The organism is Nonomuraea sp. NPDC049625 (assembly GCF_040675285.1).
GTDB classification, from domain to species: Bacteria; Actinomycetota; Actinomycetes; order Streptosporangiales; family Streptosporangiaceae; genus Nonomuraea; species Nonomuraea angiospora_A.
In genome coordinates this window covers 21338-38008 of record NZ_JBFAOQ010000039.1, presented here as the reverse complement: position 1 = coordinate 38008, position 16671 = coordinate 21338, and the positions used below count along the sequence as shown (strand labels likewise).

Sequence of the window (16671 nt, the reverse complement as noted above, 5' to 3'; positions counted from 1 at the left end):
CAGGACGGTCATGTCAGATCTTTCCTAGGAGTTCGGCGGAAACGGGCGGCGTCCTGATCGGGCGCGCCGACTGCCCCGTCTCCTGGAGGAACGTGGGCGGCGGCAGGTGGTACGGAGGCTCCGCCCCGGCGGGCAGCGGTCCCGGCCCCCGTTCGCGGGCGGCGAACTCCTGCCGGACCGCCGCCAGCGTCTCGGGCTGCTCGACCAGCGTGACGGCCGCCGCGGCCAGGTAGCGGGCGGTGGCCAGCAGCCCGGCGTGGGCGATCGTGGTGCCGGTGGCGGCCGTGGCCGCCCACGAGTGCAGCGGCACGCCGATCGGAACCACCGCCGCGGTCAGGCTGAGGTGCGGCGCCGTCCAGCTCACCTCCGAGGTGTCGCTGGACGGCCCGCCCAGGTCCGGCCCGGTGGGCGGGCGCAGCGGCAGGACCCCTGCCGCCAGGCCGGAACCCGGCCTGCCGATCGCCTCCTGCAGCCGCACCGCGAACTCGTGGTCGGCGTCGGTGAACGCGGGCGGACCGAGCTCGCTCATCGTGTGGTGCAGCAGCTCCGCGCCCGCCCGGTTGCCGAGCCCCTGCCTGATCGCCGTCACCAGCCGGTGTTCGAGCCGGGTCTGACTGGCGACGGCGGCGGCCCCGGCACAGGCCACGACCTTGTCATAGAGGGTCCTGGCCCGCTCGTGGGTGGCCTCGCGGACGTAGACCCACAACGTCTGCAGGTCGGGGGTGACGTTGGGAGCGCCACCCCCGCCGATCGCGTAGCCGATCCGGCCCGACGGGGAGACGTTGCCCGCACGCAGGCGCTCGATCATGCCGGTCAGCAGGAGCACCCCGTCCAGGCCGCTGCGGGTGCCCAGCGGGTTCGAGCCGTGGCCGGGCGAGCCGAGGAAGGAGAACGTGGCCGAGTACAGCGCGCTGGTGACGTCCCAGCCCGTTCCGGTGACGGGAGCGGGATGCCAGTCGAGGAAGGCGTCGAGGCCGTCGTACGCGCCGTCGCGCACCGCGTACGCCTTGCCGACGAGCTGTTCCTCGCCCGTGGAGGCGAACACCTTGATGGTCGCCCGGCCGCGCAGGGCCCTGGCGGCGGCGATGGCCGCGCCGGTCGACGCCGCCGCCAGGGCGTTGTGGCCGCACCCGTGGCCGGGACCGTAGGCGGGGGCGTACTCGTCGCCCTCGAACACGGTGGGCTCGTGGCGGGGGACGCCCGCGCGCTGGGACAGGCCGGGCAGCGCGTCGTACTCGACGTTGAAGCCGAGCACGGGGCCGCCGTCACCGGAGGTGGCGACGAAGGCGGCCGGCAGACCGGCGGTGCCCCACGAGATCGCGAAGCCGTGCGTACGCAGCAACTCGGCGGTGGCCAGCGCGGAGCGCCACTCGCGCAGCGACGGCTCGGCGTAGGCCCAGATGCGGTCCGCGAGCCCGGTCAGCACGGGCGCGTTCTCGTCGATCCACGCGGTCGGCGCGGTGCGCGATGCGCGGTGTGTGGTCGTGGCCCTCGGGGTGCGGGGCGCAGGCGGGATGGGCGCGGTCACCGTGCCACCTCCTCGCGCGGCGTGCCCGCGTGGGTGTCGACGCCGAGGTCGGCGAGGAGGCGGCGGCGCAGCTCGACGAAGACGGGGTCCGTCCTGTCGCGCGGACGGTCGATGCCGACGCGCAGGTCCGTGACGAACCGGCCCTCGCGCAGCACCGCGATCCGGTCGGCGAGCAGGATCGCCTCCTCGACGTCGTGCGTGACCAGCACCACGGCCGGGCGGTGCCGGGCGCACAACTCCGCGATCAGGTCCTGCATGTGCAGCCGGGTGAGCGCGTCGAGCGCGGCGAACGGCTCGTCCAGCAGGAGCAGCTCCGGCTCGCGTACCAGGGCCCTGGCCAGCGCCACCCGCTGGGCCTCGCCGCCGGACAGCGTCGCGGGCCAGGCGTCGGCGTGCCGGCTCAGGCCCACCTCCGCCAGCGCCTCGAGCCCCTTGGCGCGGGCGGAGCGGCCCTGCCCGATGATCACGTTCGCGAGCGCGCGCTTGGAGGGGATGAGCCGCGGCTCCTGGAAGACGACCGTGCGCACCGGGGGTACGAGCACGGTTCCGCCGGTGGCGGCGTCCAGGCCGGCGAGGATGCGCAGCAGCGTGGTCTTCCCCGTGCCGCTCGCGCCGAGCAGCGCGAGGAACTCGCCACGGCGCACGTCCAGGTCCACCCCGTCGAGCACGGCGCGCTCGCCGAAGACCTTGCGCAGCCCTCTCGTCCGTACGGCGAGGTCCGCCGATCCTGGGGTGCTCATCGGATGCTCACCGCCTTGCGCCAGGGCATCGTCCCCCGTTCGACCAGCCGCAGCGCCAGGTCGGCCAGCAGCCCGATCACGGCGTAGAGCAGCACGCACAGCGCCAGGATGTCGGTGCGCAGGTAGTCGGTGGCGCGGGCCATGAGGTAGCCGAGCCCGGCCGTCACGTTGATCTCCTCGGCCGCGATCAGCGCGATCACGCTGAGCGTGGTGGCCAGGCGCAGCCCGGCGAAGACCGACGGCAGCGCGCCCGGCAGCACGACCTCGCGGGCGATCGCGAGCCGGCCCAGGCCGAACGAGCGCGCCGCCTCGACGACCTTGCGGTCCACGTTGCGCACGCCGCTGGAGACGTTGACGTACATGGGGAAGGTGCAGGCCACGCCGATCAGCAGGATCTTGGAGGCCTCCTCGATCCCGAACCAGACGACGAACAGCGAGGTCAGCGCCAGGAAGGGGATGGCGCGCAGCGCCTGCATCGAGGAGTCCACGAGCTCCTCGCCGAGCCGGGTGAAGCCGGAGACGACGCCGAGCAGCAGTCCGGTGGAGGCGCCCAGCACCAGGCCGAGGCCGGCCCGGGTGACGGACACGCGCAGCGCCTCCGGGAGCTGGCCGTCGGCCCACAGCTCGCCGAAGGTCTTGACGACGTCCTGGGGGCCGGCGAGCACGTCCTTGGTGAGGGCGCCAGAGGCGGTGGCCGCGTACCAGGCCGCCAGCAGCAGGACGGGGCCGATGGCCCGCAGCGCGAACGTCAACGCGGGCGCGCGTCCGGCGGCGCGGGGCGGGTTCGGGGCGACAAGCCCCTGCACTGCGGCGCTCATTGCTTCGCGTTCCCCAGCGTCGTCACGTCCACGACGTGCTGGGAGACGTCCAGCGGCGCGGTGAGCACCTTCTGGTCGAGGAAGAACTTCGCGACCTCCTGATATTTCGCGATCTCGGGTGCGGTGACCGCCTGGGCGGGCTTGCCCTTCTTCTGGATGTCGACCACCAGGTCCTTCTGCTTGCCCTGCACGGCCTGCGGGCCCGCCTGGGTGAAGACGTTCAGGTACGCGGCCGGGTCGGCGATCTCCTTCGCGCTGCCCTCCTTGAGGAACTCGAACAGGGCCTTGACCACCTCGGGATGCTCGCCGAGCAGCTTGTTGGCGGCCACGTAGATCACGTAGTTGTCCGACTTGATGGCCTCGCCGTCGGCCAGGATCCGCGCGTCCAGGTCGGTGACGGCGGGGATGAGGAAGGTGGAGAACGTCGCCCAGGCGTCCACCTTGCCCGAGCCGAAGACCGGTGCGGTCTGCGGCGGCAGCAGGTAGACGCGCTTGACCTTGTCCACCGGCACGTTGAACGTCTGCAGCGCCTTGAGCAGCAGGTACTCGCTGGTCCCGCCGTGCCCGACGGCCACGGTGCGCCCGGCCAGGTCCGCGACCGACTTGATCGGCGAGCCGTTCTTGACCACGATCCCCTCGCCGGCGAGGTCGGGCGGCACCGTGGCGAAGATCTTGAAGCTGGGCTTGACGGCCAGCGCGGTGACGCCGGAGGTGATCGAGCCGGTCGCGATGTCGAGCGAGCCGGCGTTGATGGCCTGGGCGGCAGGGGCGAAGACGGAGAAGTCGCCGGCCCACTTGACCTTGGCGTTGACCTTGGCCAGGGCGGCATCCAAGCTGCCGTCCTTCTTCGCGACGGCCAGGAAGCCGCTGTTGCCCGGGTCCGCGATCCGGACGACCACCTGCTCCTGGGCGGTGGTGGCGCCGGTGCCGCCGCCACAGGCCGCGGCCAGGAGGACGAGAGGGACGGCGAGCAGCAGCTTACGCATGGGTGACTCCTTGGAGCGGGGTGTGGTCGGCCCAGGCCGCGACGTCCACGGGCGATTCGAGGAAGTGGTGGCCGCGCAGGAAGTGCTCCTGCTCGGCCAGTAGGTCGAGGCGTTCGGGCGACAGGTCCAGGTGGAGGGAGGCGCCGGGGACGTAGGCGGCGGCCACGCCGGTCGCGCCCGCTCCGGTCTCGGCGCCGAGGATTCTGGCGACCTCCGCCGGGTGATCGGCGGCCCAGTCGGCCGCCCGCAGCAGGACGCCGAGGAAGCGGGTGACCACGTCGGGGTGCTCGTCGAGCAGGCGCTGGTGCACGGTGATCGGCCTCGGGGTGCCGTTGTTCACCCGCGCCCGCCGGTCCGGCACGGCGTCGAGGTCGATGCCGACCTCCGCGCCATGGCGCAGAGCGGCCTCGACGGCGAGCGCGCCCTTGACGTAGACCGCGTCCACCTCGCCGGCGGCCAGCGCGGCCAGCTCGGCCTCCCACTGGCCGCCGCCCGGCTCGGCCGCGACGTCCACCAGCTCGGCGTCGCCGAGGCCGAGCCCGGCCAGGGACAGGGCTCCGTGGAAGCCGTGCAGGGCCATGGCCCGCCAGAAGTCGATCGCGATGCGGTGCCGGGGAACGGCCAGGCGCAGGCCCTTGAGCTGCTCGGGGCGCTCCAGAGCGGTGCCGGCGCGGACCAGGACGGCCTGGTGCTCCTCGATCCAGGTGAGCCCGATGAGCCGGGTGGCCTCGCCGCGGGAGCGCGCCCAGAGCGCGGGCACGTTGCCGCCCTCGCGGAACAGGCCGGTCAGGGCGTGGGTGTAGTGCGTCTCGCGGGGGACGTCAGGCGAGTCGTCCTGCAGGGACCGGACCTCGATCCCGTCGGCGGCGAACTCCCCGGCCAGCCAGCCCTGGTCCGCCGCGATGCCCGTCGCGGTGGGCACGGGACAGCGGGTGAACCAGATGGTGTCGAGTGCGGCTGTGGTCATGGCAGACAGTTTGCTTGTAAATTGGTAGGAAATGCAAAGAATATCCCGCGATGCGGGAAGCGTTCCCGGCCGGACCGGCTCTCACCTGGTCACGGCTCTCCCTACTCGGAAGACGGAGTTTCCCGCATGGCAGCAGAAGGCGGCGTGCAGTCCGTACGCAGGGCGATCGGCGTGCTCGACTGCTTCGGCGGCGGGGACGCCTCGCTCGGCCTGTCCGACCTCTCGCGCAGGATGGGCCTGTCCACCTCGACCACGCACCGCCTGGCCAGGACGCTGACCGCCGCCGGCTTCCTCGAACAGGAGGCGCGCACGGGCCGCTACCGGCTCGGGCCGTCGATCACCGAGCTGGGGCAGCTCTCCTTCCACCGGCGCGGCCTGCACCGCATCCCGCCCGAACTGGCTGAGCTGGCCCGCATCACCTCCGCCACCGTGGACCTGGCCGTCCGCAACGACAGGCACGCGGTCATCCTGAGCGGCGGCTCGCTCAACCCCGACAGCGGCATCGGCCTGCGCCGCCCGCTGCACTCCACGGCGCTGGGCAAGGTCCTGCTGGCCTGGGACCCGGAGGGCAGGGCGGACCTGGAGGCGCTCGGGCCCCTGCGGCCGCTGACCGGCCGCACGATCGTGGACCACGGCGAGCTGCGCGCCGAACTGGACCGGGTACGCGAAGCCGGGTACGCGCTCAACGACGGGGAGTCGGGCGACGGCATCCGCACGGTCGCGGTGCCGGTCCTCGACCGGCAGGGCCACGTACGCTACGCGCTGGCCGTGCGCTCAACGCCGCTGGTGATGAGCGACGCGCGGATCGACTGGTTCGTCACGCACGCGCGGGCCTGCGCCCGGGCGCTGGAAGTGCTGCTGATCCCACCCGCCGAGCGCCGCCTGCGCACCTCCGAGTGAAGCGGTTTTGCCCGTCGTCTCACGGGGGCCCTCTCCGAGCGCCGAGGCGCTACTGAACGGCCGGCAGCAGCCGGACCGCCGGCGGAAGCGGCGCGCGGACGGGGTCGGCGCGGAACGACTGGATCATCAGGGCCGCGAAACGGCGCGACGCCGCCGCTCGCTGCTCGGGTGACTCGGCGCGGATGCCCTCGTTCGCCATCATCGCCAGGATGAAGTCCTCCAGGACGAAGTCCGCCCGCAGGCCGCCCGCCTCCTTCGCGCGCCGGATGAGTTGGAGCAGCAGCCGGATCGTACGGTCGCGGTCCGCGGCGAAGTACGGCAGCTGCGAGGTGAACGCGCCGGACAGCCCCCGGTCGAGGGCGTGCACCTCCATGAGCTTCTCGATCACCAGGCAGAACCCGCGCCACGGGTCGGCCTGCGCCAGCCCTTCCTCGACGACCGCCGAGCACATGGCCATCGGCTCGGCGAAGACCTCGCTGAGCAGCGCTTCCTTGGTCGGGAAGTGCCGGTAGACGGTGGCCGCGCCGACTTGCGCGCGCCGGGCGATCTCCCGGATCGGCACATCGAGCCCTTCGGCGGCGAAGGTCGCGCGGGCGACCGCGAGGATGCGCGCGCGGTTGTCGCGGGCGTCCGAGCGCAGCTTCTGACTCACTTCTGCCGTCACCGCTCTCACTTTAGTCAAACGGACGGGGTGTTCCGTTACCGTACGGCGCATGAGAGCAGTTCAGTTTTCGGAGTACGGCCCGGCCGGCGTGGTGCATGTCGCCGAGGTCGAGGAACCGCATGCCGGGCCGGGGACGATCCGCATCGCCGTACGGGCGTCCGGATTGTCGACGGGAGAGACGTCCATCCGCTCAGGGAGGATGCGTGACGTGGTGCCCGTGACGTTCCCGTACCGGACCGGGTTCGACGCCGCCGGCGTAGTGGACGAGGTCGGCGACGGCGTCACGGGTGTCGGGGTCGGCGACGAGGTGTTCGGCATGACCGCGACGACCGCGCGCGGCGCCAACGCCGATCACGCGGTCCTGGTCGCCTGGGCGCCGAAACCCGCCGCGTGGAGCTGGGAGGAGGCCGGTGGTGCCGCAGGCAGCGTCGAGACGGCCACCCGGGTGCTCGACCGGCTCGCGGTCGGCGCCGGGCACACCGTGCTGGTGCACGGCGCGGCCGGCGGGGTGGGCACGGTCGCCGTGCAGCTCGCGGTCGCCCGTGGCGCCACCGTCATCGGCACGGCCGGGGAGCACAACCACGACTTCCTGCGCTCGCTGGGCTCCGAGCCGACGACGTACGGGGCGGGTCTGGTAGAACGGGTCCGCGCGCTGGCGCCAGGCGGGGTGGACGCGGTGTTCGACTGCGCAGGAGGGGCGCTGCCCGACCTGATCGCCATCACCGGGAACCCGGCGCGCGTGGTGACGATCGCTCCCGACCTCACCGCGGCGGCCCTCGGCGTGCACCTGTCGCACGGCGTGCCGGCCGGCGACACGGCGGCGGCCGTTGGAGCCGCCGACCCGCTGGCGGTGCACGGCCTCGGCATCGCGGTCGAGCTCGCCGGGCAGGGCCGGCTACGGGTGCCGGTCGCGGCGGCGTTCCCGCTCACCGAGGCCGCTGCGGCGCACGAGTTGAGCGAGAGCCGTCACGCTCGCGGGAAGATCGTGCTGGTGAACTGACCAGCCCCACCGACCCACACGCCGTACGTGCTGGCCCGCTTCCGAGCCCGACCGCCCCCACGCGACTGATGGGCTTCATCCCGGACGACGCGGTGACGCTCGTGGAGGTCCTGGAGGAGAACGCGAATCGGGCGGGCGACCTTTCCTCGGCAGAAATTCCCAGCCTTACCGGCCCATGGCAGCCACAGGCGTACGTCTGTCCGGTCGGTAACCGGCTCTTCATGATCGAGGGTGTGACTGGGATCTGAATCCGCCGGTCTCGAGCAGTGACCGGGCGACGTAGTCGGTGAGGTTGCGGAAGCCCAGGGCGGAGCCGCGTAGGTGTTCCAGGCGGAACCCCAGCCCGGCCGGTTCCAGGCAGCAGCATCATCCCCGCTCACTTCACCACCGGCACCAATCGAACCTGAGCGATCAACGTGGGGCCACGACCATCGTCAGCGACGAGAGAGTCGACCCCGCACGGAGTCGTCGAGTTGAGGCGTGCAGAGTTTTTTCGCTGGTGGTCAACGTGTCGACGTCAGGAACGCAGTGCGTCCCGGACTCGCTCGCTCCACAGAGCCGCCGTCCAGACCCTTTGTATCGCCGCAGGTCAGGCAAGTCCGCTGGAAATTTCCCTGGGACTCAGCGCCATACACCACGCACGCGGCGAGGATGACGATCCCGGCATGGCCGAACGACGCCCCGTCGCCGATCAACTGTGTCGGGTCGGTCGATAGGTCAGCACCTGCGTGTGGCCGTCGAAGGTCCGGGCCTCGAGCAGTTCGAGGTCGAAGTCGTCCGCACCGTCGAAGATCCGGTCCACGCCGGTCGTCCCGGAGATCACTGGGAAGACCGTCACCTCGATGGTGTCGATCAAGCCGGCGTTCAGCAGCGCCCGGTTGAGCGTCAGGCTGCCGTGGGAGCGCAGCGGCACATCGGATTCGGCCTTGAGGCGCGTGACCACCTCGACAGGATCGCCGGACTCGATGGTCGTGCCCGGCCACTCGAGCGGCTCGGTCAGCCGGCTGGAGAGCACCGTGACCGGGGAGTCGAACATGCGCGTGATCCACCCGTCGAACAGGTTGCGGTCGAAGCCTGCGTCAAGGAACGGCGCGTTCGACGAGTAGGTCTTGGCCCCGAGCACCATGCGCAGCGGGTCACGGTAGGCAGCGGCGCGATACGCGAGGAATTCGGGGCCCTGCTTGCCCCAGTAGCCGCCCCAGTCGCCGTTGTGGTTGGCGAAGCCGTCGAGCGTGGAGAAGATGTCGAAGGTGTACGTGGCAGTCATGGTGTCTCCTTGCGGGCAGTTGGTCGCGCGCCTTGCGGCGGCCTCACCCCTGCTACGAACACCACCGCCCCGATCCGACACGCCTCCCGGATTTCTTTCAAAACTTTCCGGGCTGTGTTCGAGGCGGCCGTTGATCGCTTCTTTCGGTCCGTTGCTGGTGTAGGCGCGATCGAAGTCGGCGGCCTGGCGTTTGAGCGTTCGCCCGAGTGTGATCAGCTCGGTCAGGGCCGTGGGCACCGCCGCGATGATGACGGTGATGGTCTTCGCGGAGGTTCGATCCGGGTTGCGGCAGGTGGCGACGATGCGTTGGTAGATGCCCCAGGTGGCCGCGACGTCGACGTGCTGCTCGGTGGCGAACACGGCAGTCGGTCCTTGGGGTTGTCGGTCGGTGCGCAGCACGCGGCGGATGCCGTACGTGGAGCGGGTCACCGGTGCGCCCGCGGTGCCCACAGGTCTGTTGCTGAACACGCTGCCGAGGCGTCACCGGCCAGTGCTACGCGAGCGACCGTGAGGTAACGGCACTCGATGGCCTCCAACGCCCAGCGCAGTGCACGCCGCGACAGGCGGGCTCGCGGTTCGGCCACCCGGCTCGTGTCCTGCCGCCACACACGCCCACAGCCGGTGCAGCGGTAACCCAGGCTGCTATGCAAGCGGTGCAGGTTACCAACCCTCGATGAACTCGAAGATCGCACCGCGGGCGGCAGCGCGGGTGGGTCAAGACTGGGCGTTACCCCACCTCGTCGCCCTCGTCCGCGCCGGAGCCCGCTTCGAACGAGGCGTCCTCGTCGAACGCGAGCCGGCGACCGCAGCCTGACATGCGGTGCTAAAACAGAGACACCGTGAGAGAGGCAGCAATGGACCAAGGCACCCGCGGCGAGCTCATCAGCCGGCTGGCCGAGGCGATCAGGTCCGTCACGACCGCGCACCCGCTGCGGGTCGCCATCGACGGGCCGCCCGCCGCCGGCAAGACCACGCTGGCCGACGAGCTCGCCGTCGTCCTGCGCGCGCAGGACCGCGACGTCATCCGCGCGACCATCGACGACTTCCTCTTCCCTCGTGCACAGCGCTACCGACGCGGTCAGTACTCGGCCGAAGGCTGCTACTTCGACGCCCACGACCACGCCGCGCTGTGCCGGGTCCTGCTCGATCCGCTGGGCCCAGGCGGAGACCGAAGGTTCCAACATACGATCTACGACAGAGACACCGACACCCCATCGTCCCCGCCGGCCACGACCGCCCCCGCAGACGCCGTACTGCTCTTCGACGGCGTTTTCCTCCTGCGCCCAGAGCTCATCGACCGGTGGGACCTGCGCATCTTCGTGTCCGTCCCATTCGAGCAGACGGTAGATCGCGCCCGGGACCGAGGCACAGCGCCGGCCGGATCCACCGCCGACACCGCCGAAATCGAACGGTCCTGGCGCAACCGCTATATCCCCTCCCAACAGCTCTACTTCGCCACAGCCCGCCCAACCGACCACGCCGACATCGTCGTGTACAACGATCAGCTCCAACGGCCGACCTGGGAAGTCCCACCACACTCATCGATACACAGGATTTGACAGCGACCGCACGGAACTCGCGGAGCTTGCTGAAGCAGCGCTCGACGGTGTTGCGTTCCTTGGAGGCCTGTGCGTCGAAGACCGGCGGGCGGCCGCCATGGAACCGAGCTTGCGGCCCACGCCGAGCGACACCCCGCTGAAGTCTTGGCGATACTGCGCCGGGAACCCCTTGAACGCGGACGCGTTCTGGGCGTACTGGATGTAGCTCGCGTTCATGGACGCGCCGGAATCGAGGCCTGCCGCCCGCCTCCTTGTCGGCCGGTTCCAAAGCCGGTCCCGGCGCCGCTCGGACGCCTCAACCGCGCAGCAGCTCCTCGCGCCTGGCCAGCAGTCGCGCTCGTTCTTTGGACAGCTCGGCGTCGCGGTGCCGCAGGTGCGTCCCCACGTCCTGGACCCACCGGGCTGTCCGCTCGACCTCGGCGCGGGTGTTCTCGATGCGCTGATGCTTCATCAGATCGGTGATGATGTTGTCGAAGAGCGTGTCGACGAACCACCGCGTGTCCACCTTGGGCAGGCGGGCTCGCGCGGAGACGCCGACGTCAGCGAGTTCGCGGGAGAAGACGTCCAGGGCCCGTTGGGCGTGCCAGGCGGCCTCGTCGGCGGAGCGCAGCCGGTTGTGCTCGACGGCGTCGGCGATCAGGCCGCCGCCCAGGAGGTCCCAGGTGGAGGCGCCCTTGGCCGAGCCGAGGTAGCCGAGCACCTGGGCCAGCGCGTGGAGTGCAGCCTGCCCGGCCTCGTACGCCTCCGTGTGCTCCCGCCGCTCCGCCGAGACACGGTCGAGGGCGGCGCCGAGGTCCGTCAGCTCGCCGGCGCGGGCATCACCACGGGCGAGGAGCTGCCGCTCCTTCTCGGCCAGCAGCTTCCCGTACTCCTCCGAGGCCGTCGCGAGCCCTGCCAGCTCGGCTTCGATCGCCCGCGCGTCCGCTTCGATCTGGGCCAGCCGGGCCCGGTGGCCGTCGAGCCGCTGCCTGGCGGCGGCGGCCTCGGCACGCTCGCGATCCAGCCGCTCCTCGCGCTGGCTCACCAGGCGGGCCAGGAACGCGGTCAGCCCGCCTTCCAGGCGGGTGACGTCGGCCTCCTCCTTGGACAGGTCCTTCTCCAGGCCGGTCAGGGTGAGGTGGGCCTGCTGGATCTGCTCCTTGGTGGCCGCGAGTTGGCGCCGCAGGTGATCGGCACGGTGCGTTCGGGCGGCCGCCACGCGCAGCCGCTCGTCGAGATCTGAAGAGCTCGTCACACTTCGGATGACGAACGAACAACCCCAGACGTTCCAACCAGGCAGTCACCGAGCTCGGCGCAGCTCGGCGATGATGCGGTCGACCAGCGCGGCGTCATCGCGATGGGCCCGGCGAGGCGGTGCGGCGGCTTTGCGGCGAGGGCGCGAAGTGGCCGGCCGGCTCTGCGATCCCCGGCGACCCGCCCGCCGGGCCGCCGCAGTCGCGGGGACGGCGTGGCCGTCAAGGTTGGCGGAAGCGGTCGGTGGTGTCGATCAGGCGGTGCCGGGTGCCGGGTTCGGCGCCGCCGTGGCCCGCGTCCTCGACGAGGTGGAACTCGGCCTCGGGCCAGGCCTGGTGCAGATCCCATGCCTGGTCGGGCGGCGTCTTCATGTCGTAGCGGCCGTTGACGATCACGGTGGGGATGTGCCGGATGCGGTCGACGCCCGCCAGGAGGCCCTCCTTGGGGAGGAAGCCGCCGTTGCTGATGTAGTGGTGGGTGATGCGGGCGAAAAGGAGGATAGCGCCGTCGTCGAGCTCCGGCGGGTCGACAGGCAGCAGGGTGTTGGCCGAGAACTCCCAGTCCATCCAGGCGCGGGCGGCCGGGAGATGGACGGCAGGGTCGGGGTCGCCGATGCGGCGGCCGTACGCGGCGATCAGGTCGTATCGTTCGTCGGCGGGGATCGCGTCGCGGAACGCGGCCCACTCGGCGGGATAGAGGCGGGCCGCGCCGGCGGAGGTGAACGTCCAGTCCTCGTCGGAGGGCCGGACGAGGTAGATGCCGCGGAGCACGAGTTCGGTGACACGGTCGGGGTGGGCCTGGGCGTACGAGAGGGCGAGGGTGCTGCCCCAGCTTCCGCCGAAGACGAGCCAGCGGTCGACGGACAGGTGCTCGCGGAGGCGCTCCATGTCGGCGACCAGGTGCGAGGTGGTGTTGTGCCGCAGCGACACCCCCGGGTCCGCGGCGCTCGGCCGGCTGGCGCCGCAGTTGCGCTGGTCGAACAGCACGATCCGGTACGCGGCCGGGTCGAAGAACCGGCGGAAGGCGGGCAGGATGCCGCCGCCGGGGCCGCCGTGCAGGAAGACGGCGGGCTTGCCGGCCGGGTTTCCGCAACTCTCCCAGTAGATCTCGTTGCCGTCTCCGACGTCGAGCAGACCGGAGTCGTACGGTTCGATCGGCGGATAGAACTCTTTCAGCGCCATGTGATCAAGTAGACCACCCGACCGGGGCGGGCGGGCGCACCGGGTGACGGACGACGGAGCGACAATGGTCGCGGCCGTCGGACCGCGACCATTGTCATCGCGAGGTCAGTCCTGTGGTGCGGTTTCGGCCTGCCGGTTCTGGGCGGGCTCGGTCGTCGCCTCCTTGCGTGAGCTGAACAAGAAGCAGAGCAGGGCGGCGGCCACCAGGGCGATGGCGCATGCCACAAGGGTGGTCTGCATGGCGTTGACGAAGCCGGCGGCGAACGTGTCGGCGGTGACGCGTTCGTACAGGCTGGTCGTGGCAGGGTTCAGGCCGCTGGGCGGCGTGGGCGGGCTGTAGTGGTGCGCGGCGGCCGTGCTGCTGTCGATGAACCGGGCGCGCAGATGCTCCGGTAGCTGACCGGCGCGTTCCTCGGCCTCGGTGCGCAGGGTCGAGGAGAGACGGGCCGACAGCAGGGTGCCCAGCACGGCGGTGCCCAGGACGCCGCCGATCTGCCGGATGGTGCTGGAGACGCCGGAGGCCGCCCCGGCCAGCCGGGGATCGACGCCGTCCATGGTGGCCTGCTGCAGTGGTGCGAACGTGGCGCCGCTGGCGAGCCCGATGATGGTCAGCCCGGGCAGCAGGCTCCACGCGCTGGTGCTGGGTCCGGTCATGGCGACCAGCACCAGCAGGCCGGCGGCCAGCAGCGTCATCCCGGTCATCAGGATGTACTTGCCGCCGAAGGTGTCCGACAGCCGCCCGGCGTACGCCGAGCCGACCGCGGTGAGCACGGCGTTCGGCAGCACCACCAGACCGGTCTCCAGCGCCGAGTACCCGCGCGCCATCTGCAGGTACAGCACCACCACGAACATGATGCCGATCATGCCGAGCTGGAAGACGAACCCGACCCCGTTGCCGACGGCGAAGTTGCGCACGCCGAACAGGGCCGGCGGCATCAGGGGCTCCTCGCGCTGCCGGTGCTGCCAGACGACGAACACCGCCAGCAGCGCGACGCCGGCGACGATGACCGAGGGGATGCTGATCGGCCCGGTGACGGTGCCCCAGCCGTAGCGTTCTCCCTCGATCAGGCCGAACACGATGCCGCTCAGCCCGGCGGTGGCCAGCGCGACGCCGACCAGGTCGAGCCGGTGTCGCCGGTACGGGCGCATGGGCGGCGCGACGGTCATCGCCAGTACGGCGGCGATGATCCCCACGGGGACGTTGATGAAGAAGATCCAGCGCCAGTCGAGGTGGGCCAGCAGGAAGCCGCCGAGGACCGGGCCGACGATCGGGGCGAAGCCGACGATCGCGCCGAACAGGCCGAATGCGCGGCCCCTTAGCTGCGGTGGAAAGATCGTCAGGATTGACGAGATGACCTGCGGGAACAGCAGCGCCCCGCCCGATCCCTGCAGCAGCCGGGCGGCCAGCAGTTGGGATGGTGAGCCGGCCAGCCCGCACAGTGCCGAGGCGACGGTGAAGACGACGATGCCGATCACGTACACCCGGCGGTATCCGAAGATGTCTCCCAGCCGTCCCGTGGTGATCAGCAGCACCGAGAAGATGAGCAGGTAGCCGTCGATGATCCACAGCACCTGGTCGTAGGAGGCGTCGATGCTGTGGATCAGTGTGGGGATGGCGATGTTGACGATGGATCCGTCGAGCAACGACATGAAGAAGCCGATGCACATGATCGCGAGAACCAGCCACGGACGCTGCGTGGCCGGTTGTCCGGCGGATTTGAATTCCGGCACTCCGGAGACCTCCCTGAGGAGAACCGTCTGCTGGAGTGGCGACGCGGAGCAAGGCCGCTGAGGTCCGACAGCGCTCACGCCGGAATGGTCCCCGGCCGGATTCCCGAAGGCTCGCAAAGGAGCAGGAGGGTTGACACGCGTCGCCACCGTCACAGAACACCCTTTTCCAGGATGTAGTGGGTGACTTCCACCTTCCCCGTGTCATCGGGACCCGGGTGAAGCTGGTTGGCGAGGCGGAAAGCCCAACGGTGAGAAGTCGGCTCGGAGCTTAGCACAGCAGTTCGGCCGGCCCGATGACGTTCTGCGCCGCTCCGATGGCTCGCTCTCGAAAAACTCGTCTCTCTTGTAGACGAGGTTTCTCTCGGCGCGCTAACGTTGTCTCCGCTAGAGACGACGTTGGGGAGATCTCCGCGTCGGCCGTGGTAGTACTGGAAATCCGCGAAGGAGGCCGCACAGACAAGCAGGTGCACCCATGATCGAGCGCTACCTCGGTGTCCTCGGCATCGCCGAGGCCCTGGGCGTGAGCCGTCATGCGGTGCACAAGTGGCGCAGCCGCTATTCGGACGACTCCGATCACCCGTTCCCCCTGCCCGACGTCGAAGTCGACGGAGCTCCGGGCTGGCGGTCCGACCGGCTGGCGGAGATCGTACGGTGGCGCGAGGGGCTGCCCGGCCGCGGCGCGGGCGGAGGCCGTCCTTCCCTCGCACGTCAGGAGTACCTCAAGGAAGCAGGGTCGCGCGGCCTGACCCGGGACGAAGCCATACGCACGCTCGCCACGTTCGGCGAGGAGTTTCCCGAGATGACCGAGCCGGAGATCTGCGCCTGGCTCGTCGGGAAATGGCGCGGCTGAAACCGTTCCCCAAACCCCATCAGCGCGGAAGGCGATGACGCATGCCCGAAATCGGCGGAGAGACCGCACCGGGATTCGAAGCAGTACGCGAGGCGTTCGCGGCCGATCTGGCCGGCGAGCCGGAAGCAGGCGCCGCGGTCGGCGTCTATCTGCACGGCCGGAAGGTCGTCGACCTGTGGGGCGGCGTCGCCGACCCCGGCACCGGCCGTCCCTGGGAGCGCGACACCCTGCAGCTCGTCTACTCCACCACCAAGGCCGTCACGGCCACCTGCGCCCTTCTGCTGTCCCAGCGGGGCGAGTTGGACCTCGACGCACCCGTGGCGGAGTACTGGCCGGAGTTCGCGGCCAACGGGAAGAAACGCATCCCGGTGCGGTGGCTGCTCACCCATCAGGCCGGGCTACCCGCGATCGACCACCCGATCACCCCGCGGGAGGCGATCGCCTGGGAGCCCATGGTGACCGCGCTGGCGGCCCAGCGCCCGTACTGGGAGCCCGGCACGGATCACGGCTACCACGGGCTCACCTATGGCTGGCTCGTCGGAGAGGTCGTCCGCCGGGTGTCCGGCCGCAGCCTGGGTACATTCCTCGCGGACGAGATCGCCGGCCCGCTCGGACTGGACCTGTGGATCGGGCTGCCGGAGACCGAGCGGCACCGGGTCAGCCGGATCATCGACACCCCGCCCGACTTCCAGGCCATGGCCCGGATCGACCTGAACGCCCTTCCCGAACCCATGCGCGAGGTCATGACCGCCTTCGCCGACCCCACGTCGTTGACCAGGCGCTCGCTCGCCGTCGTCACGCCCCCGCTGGACCACAACAGGCCGGAGGAGCAGGCCGCCGAGATGCCCGCCACCAACGGCATCTGCACGGCCCGCGCGCTGGCCCGCTTCTACGCCGCGCTCATCGGCGAGGTGGACGGGCACCGCATTCTCACCCCCGGCACCCTGACCGCCGCGACCGCGGAACAGGCCAGTGGCATCGACCGCATCCTGCGCATGCCCGTCCGCATCGGCACCGGTTTCGGCCTCCCGACGCCGGACGCGTTCTGGTACTCCCCGACCGCCTTCGGATTCCCCGGCCGCGGCGGCTCGCTCGGTTTCGCCGATCCGGCGACCGGTCTCGCCTTCGGTTACGTCATGAACCACGTCCTGGAAGGCGTGCCGGACCTGAGGGCCGCGAACCTTCTCGCCGCGGTCCGGAATGCCCTCGGTGATCTGACCGCGCCGTACGGCAAGTGATCGTCAAGC

At 70.9% G+C, this 16671-nt stretch carries 15 protein-coding genes and 1 pseudogene; 5 read left to right on the top strand and 11 right to left on the bottom strand.

From position 1 onward, the window contains the following. Positions 1–13: 13 nt before the first annotated feature. Genes AB0J87_RS63205 through AB0J87_RS63185 form a run of 5 tightly spaced genes read right to left on the bottom strand, consistent with a single transcriptional unit; the run spans position 14 to position 5039 of the window. Positions 14–1528, bottom strand: coding sequence for a hypothetical protein (locus AB0J87_RS63205; protein WP_363985512.1), 1515 nt, complete (start codon positions 1526–1528; stop codon positions 14–16). Next, positions 1525–2268, bottom strand: coding sequence for an ABC transporter ATP-binding protein (locus AB0J87_RS63200; RefSeq protein WP_363985510.1), 744 nt, complete (start codon positions 2266–2268; stop codon positions 1525–1527). Before AB0J87_RS63200 ends, AB0J87_RS63205 begins: the two co-directional genes overlap by 4 nt. Next, entirely contained in the window at positions 2265–3086 is an 822-nt protein-coding gene (locus AB0J87_RS63195) for an ABC transporter permease subunit (protein WP_350730899.1), read from the bottom strand. Before AB0J87_RS63195 ends, AB0J87_RS63200 begins: the two co-directional genes overlap by 4 nt. Continuing rightward, on the bottom strand, positions 3083–4072 hold the full coding sequence (locus tag AB0J87_RS63190; RefSeq protein WP_363985508.1) for an ABC transporter substrate-binding protein: 990 nt from the start codon (positions 4070–4072) through the stop codon (positions 3083–3085). The genes AB0J87_RS63195 and AB0J87_RS63190 overlap by 4 nt, the downstream gene beginning before the upstream one ends. Further along, entirely contained in the window at positions 4065–5039 is a 975-nt protein-coding gene (locus tag AB0J87_RS63185; RefSeq protein WP_363985506.1) for an ABC transporter substrate-binding protein, read from the bottom strand. The genes AB0J87_RS63190 and AB0J87_RS63185 overlap by 8 nt, the downstream gene beginning before the upstream one ends. A 126-nt stretch (positions 5040–5165) precedes the next feature. Here AB0J87_RS63185 and AB0J87_RS63180 point away from each other — a divergent pair, with 126 nt between their 5' ends. Beyond that, entirely contained in the window at positions 5166–5939 is a 774-nt protein-coding gene (locus tag AB0J87_RS63180; RefSeq protein WP_363985504.1) for an IclR family transcriptional regulator, read from the top strand. Positions 5940–5988: 49 nt separating this feature from the next. Here the strand turns inward: AB0J87_RS63180 and AB0J87_RS63175 are convergent, their stop codons facing one another. Continuing rightward, positions 5989–6603: a helix-turn-helix domain-containing protein gene (locus AB0J87_RS63175; RefSeq protein WP_363985502.1), complete on the bottom strand. Its 615-nt coding sequence runs from the start codon at positions 6601–6603 to the stop codon at positions 5989–5991. A gap of 49 nt (positions 6604–6652) precedes the next feature. Between AB0J87_RS63175 and AB0J87_RS63170 the strand changes: the two genes are divergently transcribed. Further along, positions 6653–7603, top strand: coding sequence for an NADP-dependent oxidoreductase (locus AB0J87_RS63170; RefSeq protein ID WP_363985500.1), 951 nt, complete (start codon positions 6653–6655; stop codon positions 7601–7603). A 691-nt stretch (positions 7604–8294) separates the two neighbouring features. Here AB0J87_RS63170 and AB0J87_RS63165 read toward each other — a convergent pair. After that, entirely contained in the window at positions 8295–8729 is a 435-nt protein-coding gene (locus AB0J87_RS63165; protein WP_363985534.1) for a dihydrofolate reductase family protein, read from the bottom strand. Between the two features lie 255 nt (positions 8730–8984). Then, positions 8985–9502: pseudogene (locus AB0J87_RS63160) on the bottom strand (hypothetical protein); the annotation flags it as partial. Positions 9503–9724: 222 nt separating this feature from the next. On the opposite strand from AB0J87_RS63160, the gene AB0J87_RS63155 reads away from it, so the two are divergent. After that, positions 9725–10429 (top strand): cytidylate kinase family protein, encoded by a 705-nt coding sequence (locus AB0J87_RS63155; protein WP_363985498.1) that lies wholly within the window; start codon positions 9725–9727, stop codon positions 10427–10429. A 295-nt stretch (positions 10430–10724) separates the two neighbouring features. Here AB0J87_RS63155 and AB0J87_RS63150 read toward each other — a convergent pair whose 3' ends face one another. The 3 genes from AB0J87_RS63150 to AB0J87_RS63140 all read right to left on the bottom strand — a co-directional run bounded on the left by AB0J87_RS63150 (position 10725) and on the right by AB0J87_RS63140 (position 14574). Beyond that, positions 10725–11663 (bottom strand): hypothetical protein, encoded by a 939-nt coding sequence (locus tag AB0J87_RS63150; RefSeq protein ID WP_363985496.1) that lies wholly within the window; start codon positions 11661–11663, stop codon positions 10725–10727. 220 nt (positions 11664–11883) lie between these two features. Next, positions 11884–12837 carry a prolyl aminopeptidase gene (pip, locus tag AB0J87_RS63145; RefSeq protein WP_363985532.1) on the bottom strand — a complete coding sequence of 318 codons (954 nt, stop codon included), beginning with the start codon at positions 12835–12837 and terminating at the stop codon, positions 11884–11886. A gap of 111 nt (positions 12838–12948) precedes the next feature. After that, positions 12949–14574, bottom strand: coding sequence for a DHA2 family efflux MFS transporter permease subunit (locus tag AB0J87_RS63140; RefSeq protein ID WP_363985494.1), 1626 nt, complete (start codon positions 14572–14574; stop codon positions 12949–12951). 472 nt (positions 14575–15046) lie between these two features. On the opposite strand from AB0J87_RS63140, the gene AB0J87_RS63135 reads away from it, so the two are divergent. Further along, a complete protein-coding gene (locus AB0J87_RS63135; protein ID WP_363985492.1) occupies positions 15047–15424 on the top strand; it encodes a hypothetical protein in 378 nt (125 codons plus the stop codon). 41 nt (positions 15425–15465) lie between these two features. Further along, positions 15466–16662, top strand: coding sequence for a serine hydrolase domain-containing protein (locus AB0J87_RS63130; RefSeq protein ID WP_363985490.1), 1197 nt, complete (start codon positions 15466–15468; stop codon positions 16660–16662). Positions 16663–16671 lie beyond the last annotated feature (9 nt).

What these genes read in the sequence shown, in the direction of transcription:
- AB0J87_RS63135 (WP_363985492.1), top strand. Translation starts at nt 15,047, where the DNA reads ATGATCGAGCGCTACCTCGGTGTCCTCGGCATCGCCGAGGCCCTGGGC.
- AB0J87_RS63170 (WP_363985500.1), top strand. Translation starts at nt 6,653, where the DNA reads ATGAGAGCAGTTCAGTTTTCGGAGTACGGCCCGGCCGGCGTGGTGCAT.
- AB0J87_RS63195 (WP_350730899.1), bottom strand. Translation starts at nt 3,086, where the DNA reads ATGAGCGCCGCAGTGCAGGGGCTTGTCGCCCCGAACCCGCCCCGCGCC.
- AB0J87_RS63185 (WP_363985506.1), bottom strand. Translation starts at nt 5,039, where the DNA reads ATGACCACAGCCGCACTCGACACCATCTGGTTCACCCGCTGTCCCGTG.
- AB0J87_RS63190 (WP_363985508.1), bottom strand. Translation starts at nt 4,072, where the DNA reads ATGCGTAAGCTGCTGCTCGCCGTCCCTCTCGTCCTCCTGGCCGCGGCC.
- AB0J87_RS63180 (WP_363985504.1), top strand. Translation starts at nt 5,166, where the DNA reads ATGGCAGCAGAAGGCGGCGTGCAGTCCGTACGCAGGGCGATCGGCGTG.
- AB0J87_RS63165 (WP_363985534.1), bottom strand. Translation starts at nt 8,729, where the DNA reads ATGGTGCTCGGGGCCAAGACCTACTCGTCGAACGCGCCGTTCCTTGAC.
- AB0J87_RS63200 (WP_363985510.1), bottom strand. Translation starts at nt 2,268, where the DNA reads ATGAGCACCCCAGGATCGGCGGACCTCGCCGTACGGACGAGAGGGCTG.
- AB0J87_RS63155 (WP_363985498.1), top strand. Translation starts at nt 9,725, where the DNA reads ATGGACCAAGGCACCCGCGGCGAGCTCATCAGCCGGCTGGCCGAGGCG.
- AB0J87_RS63130 (WP_363985490.1), top strand. Translation starts at nt 15,466, where the DNA reads ATGCCCGAAATCGGCGGAGAGACCGCACCGGGATTCGAAGCAGTACGC.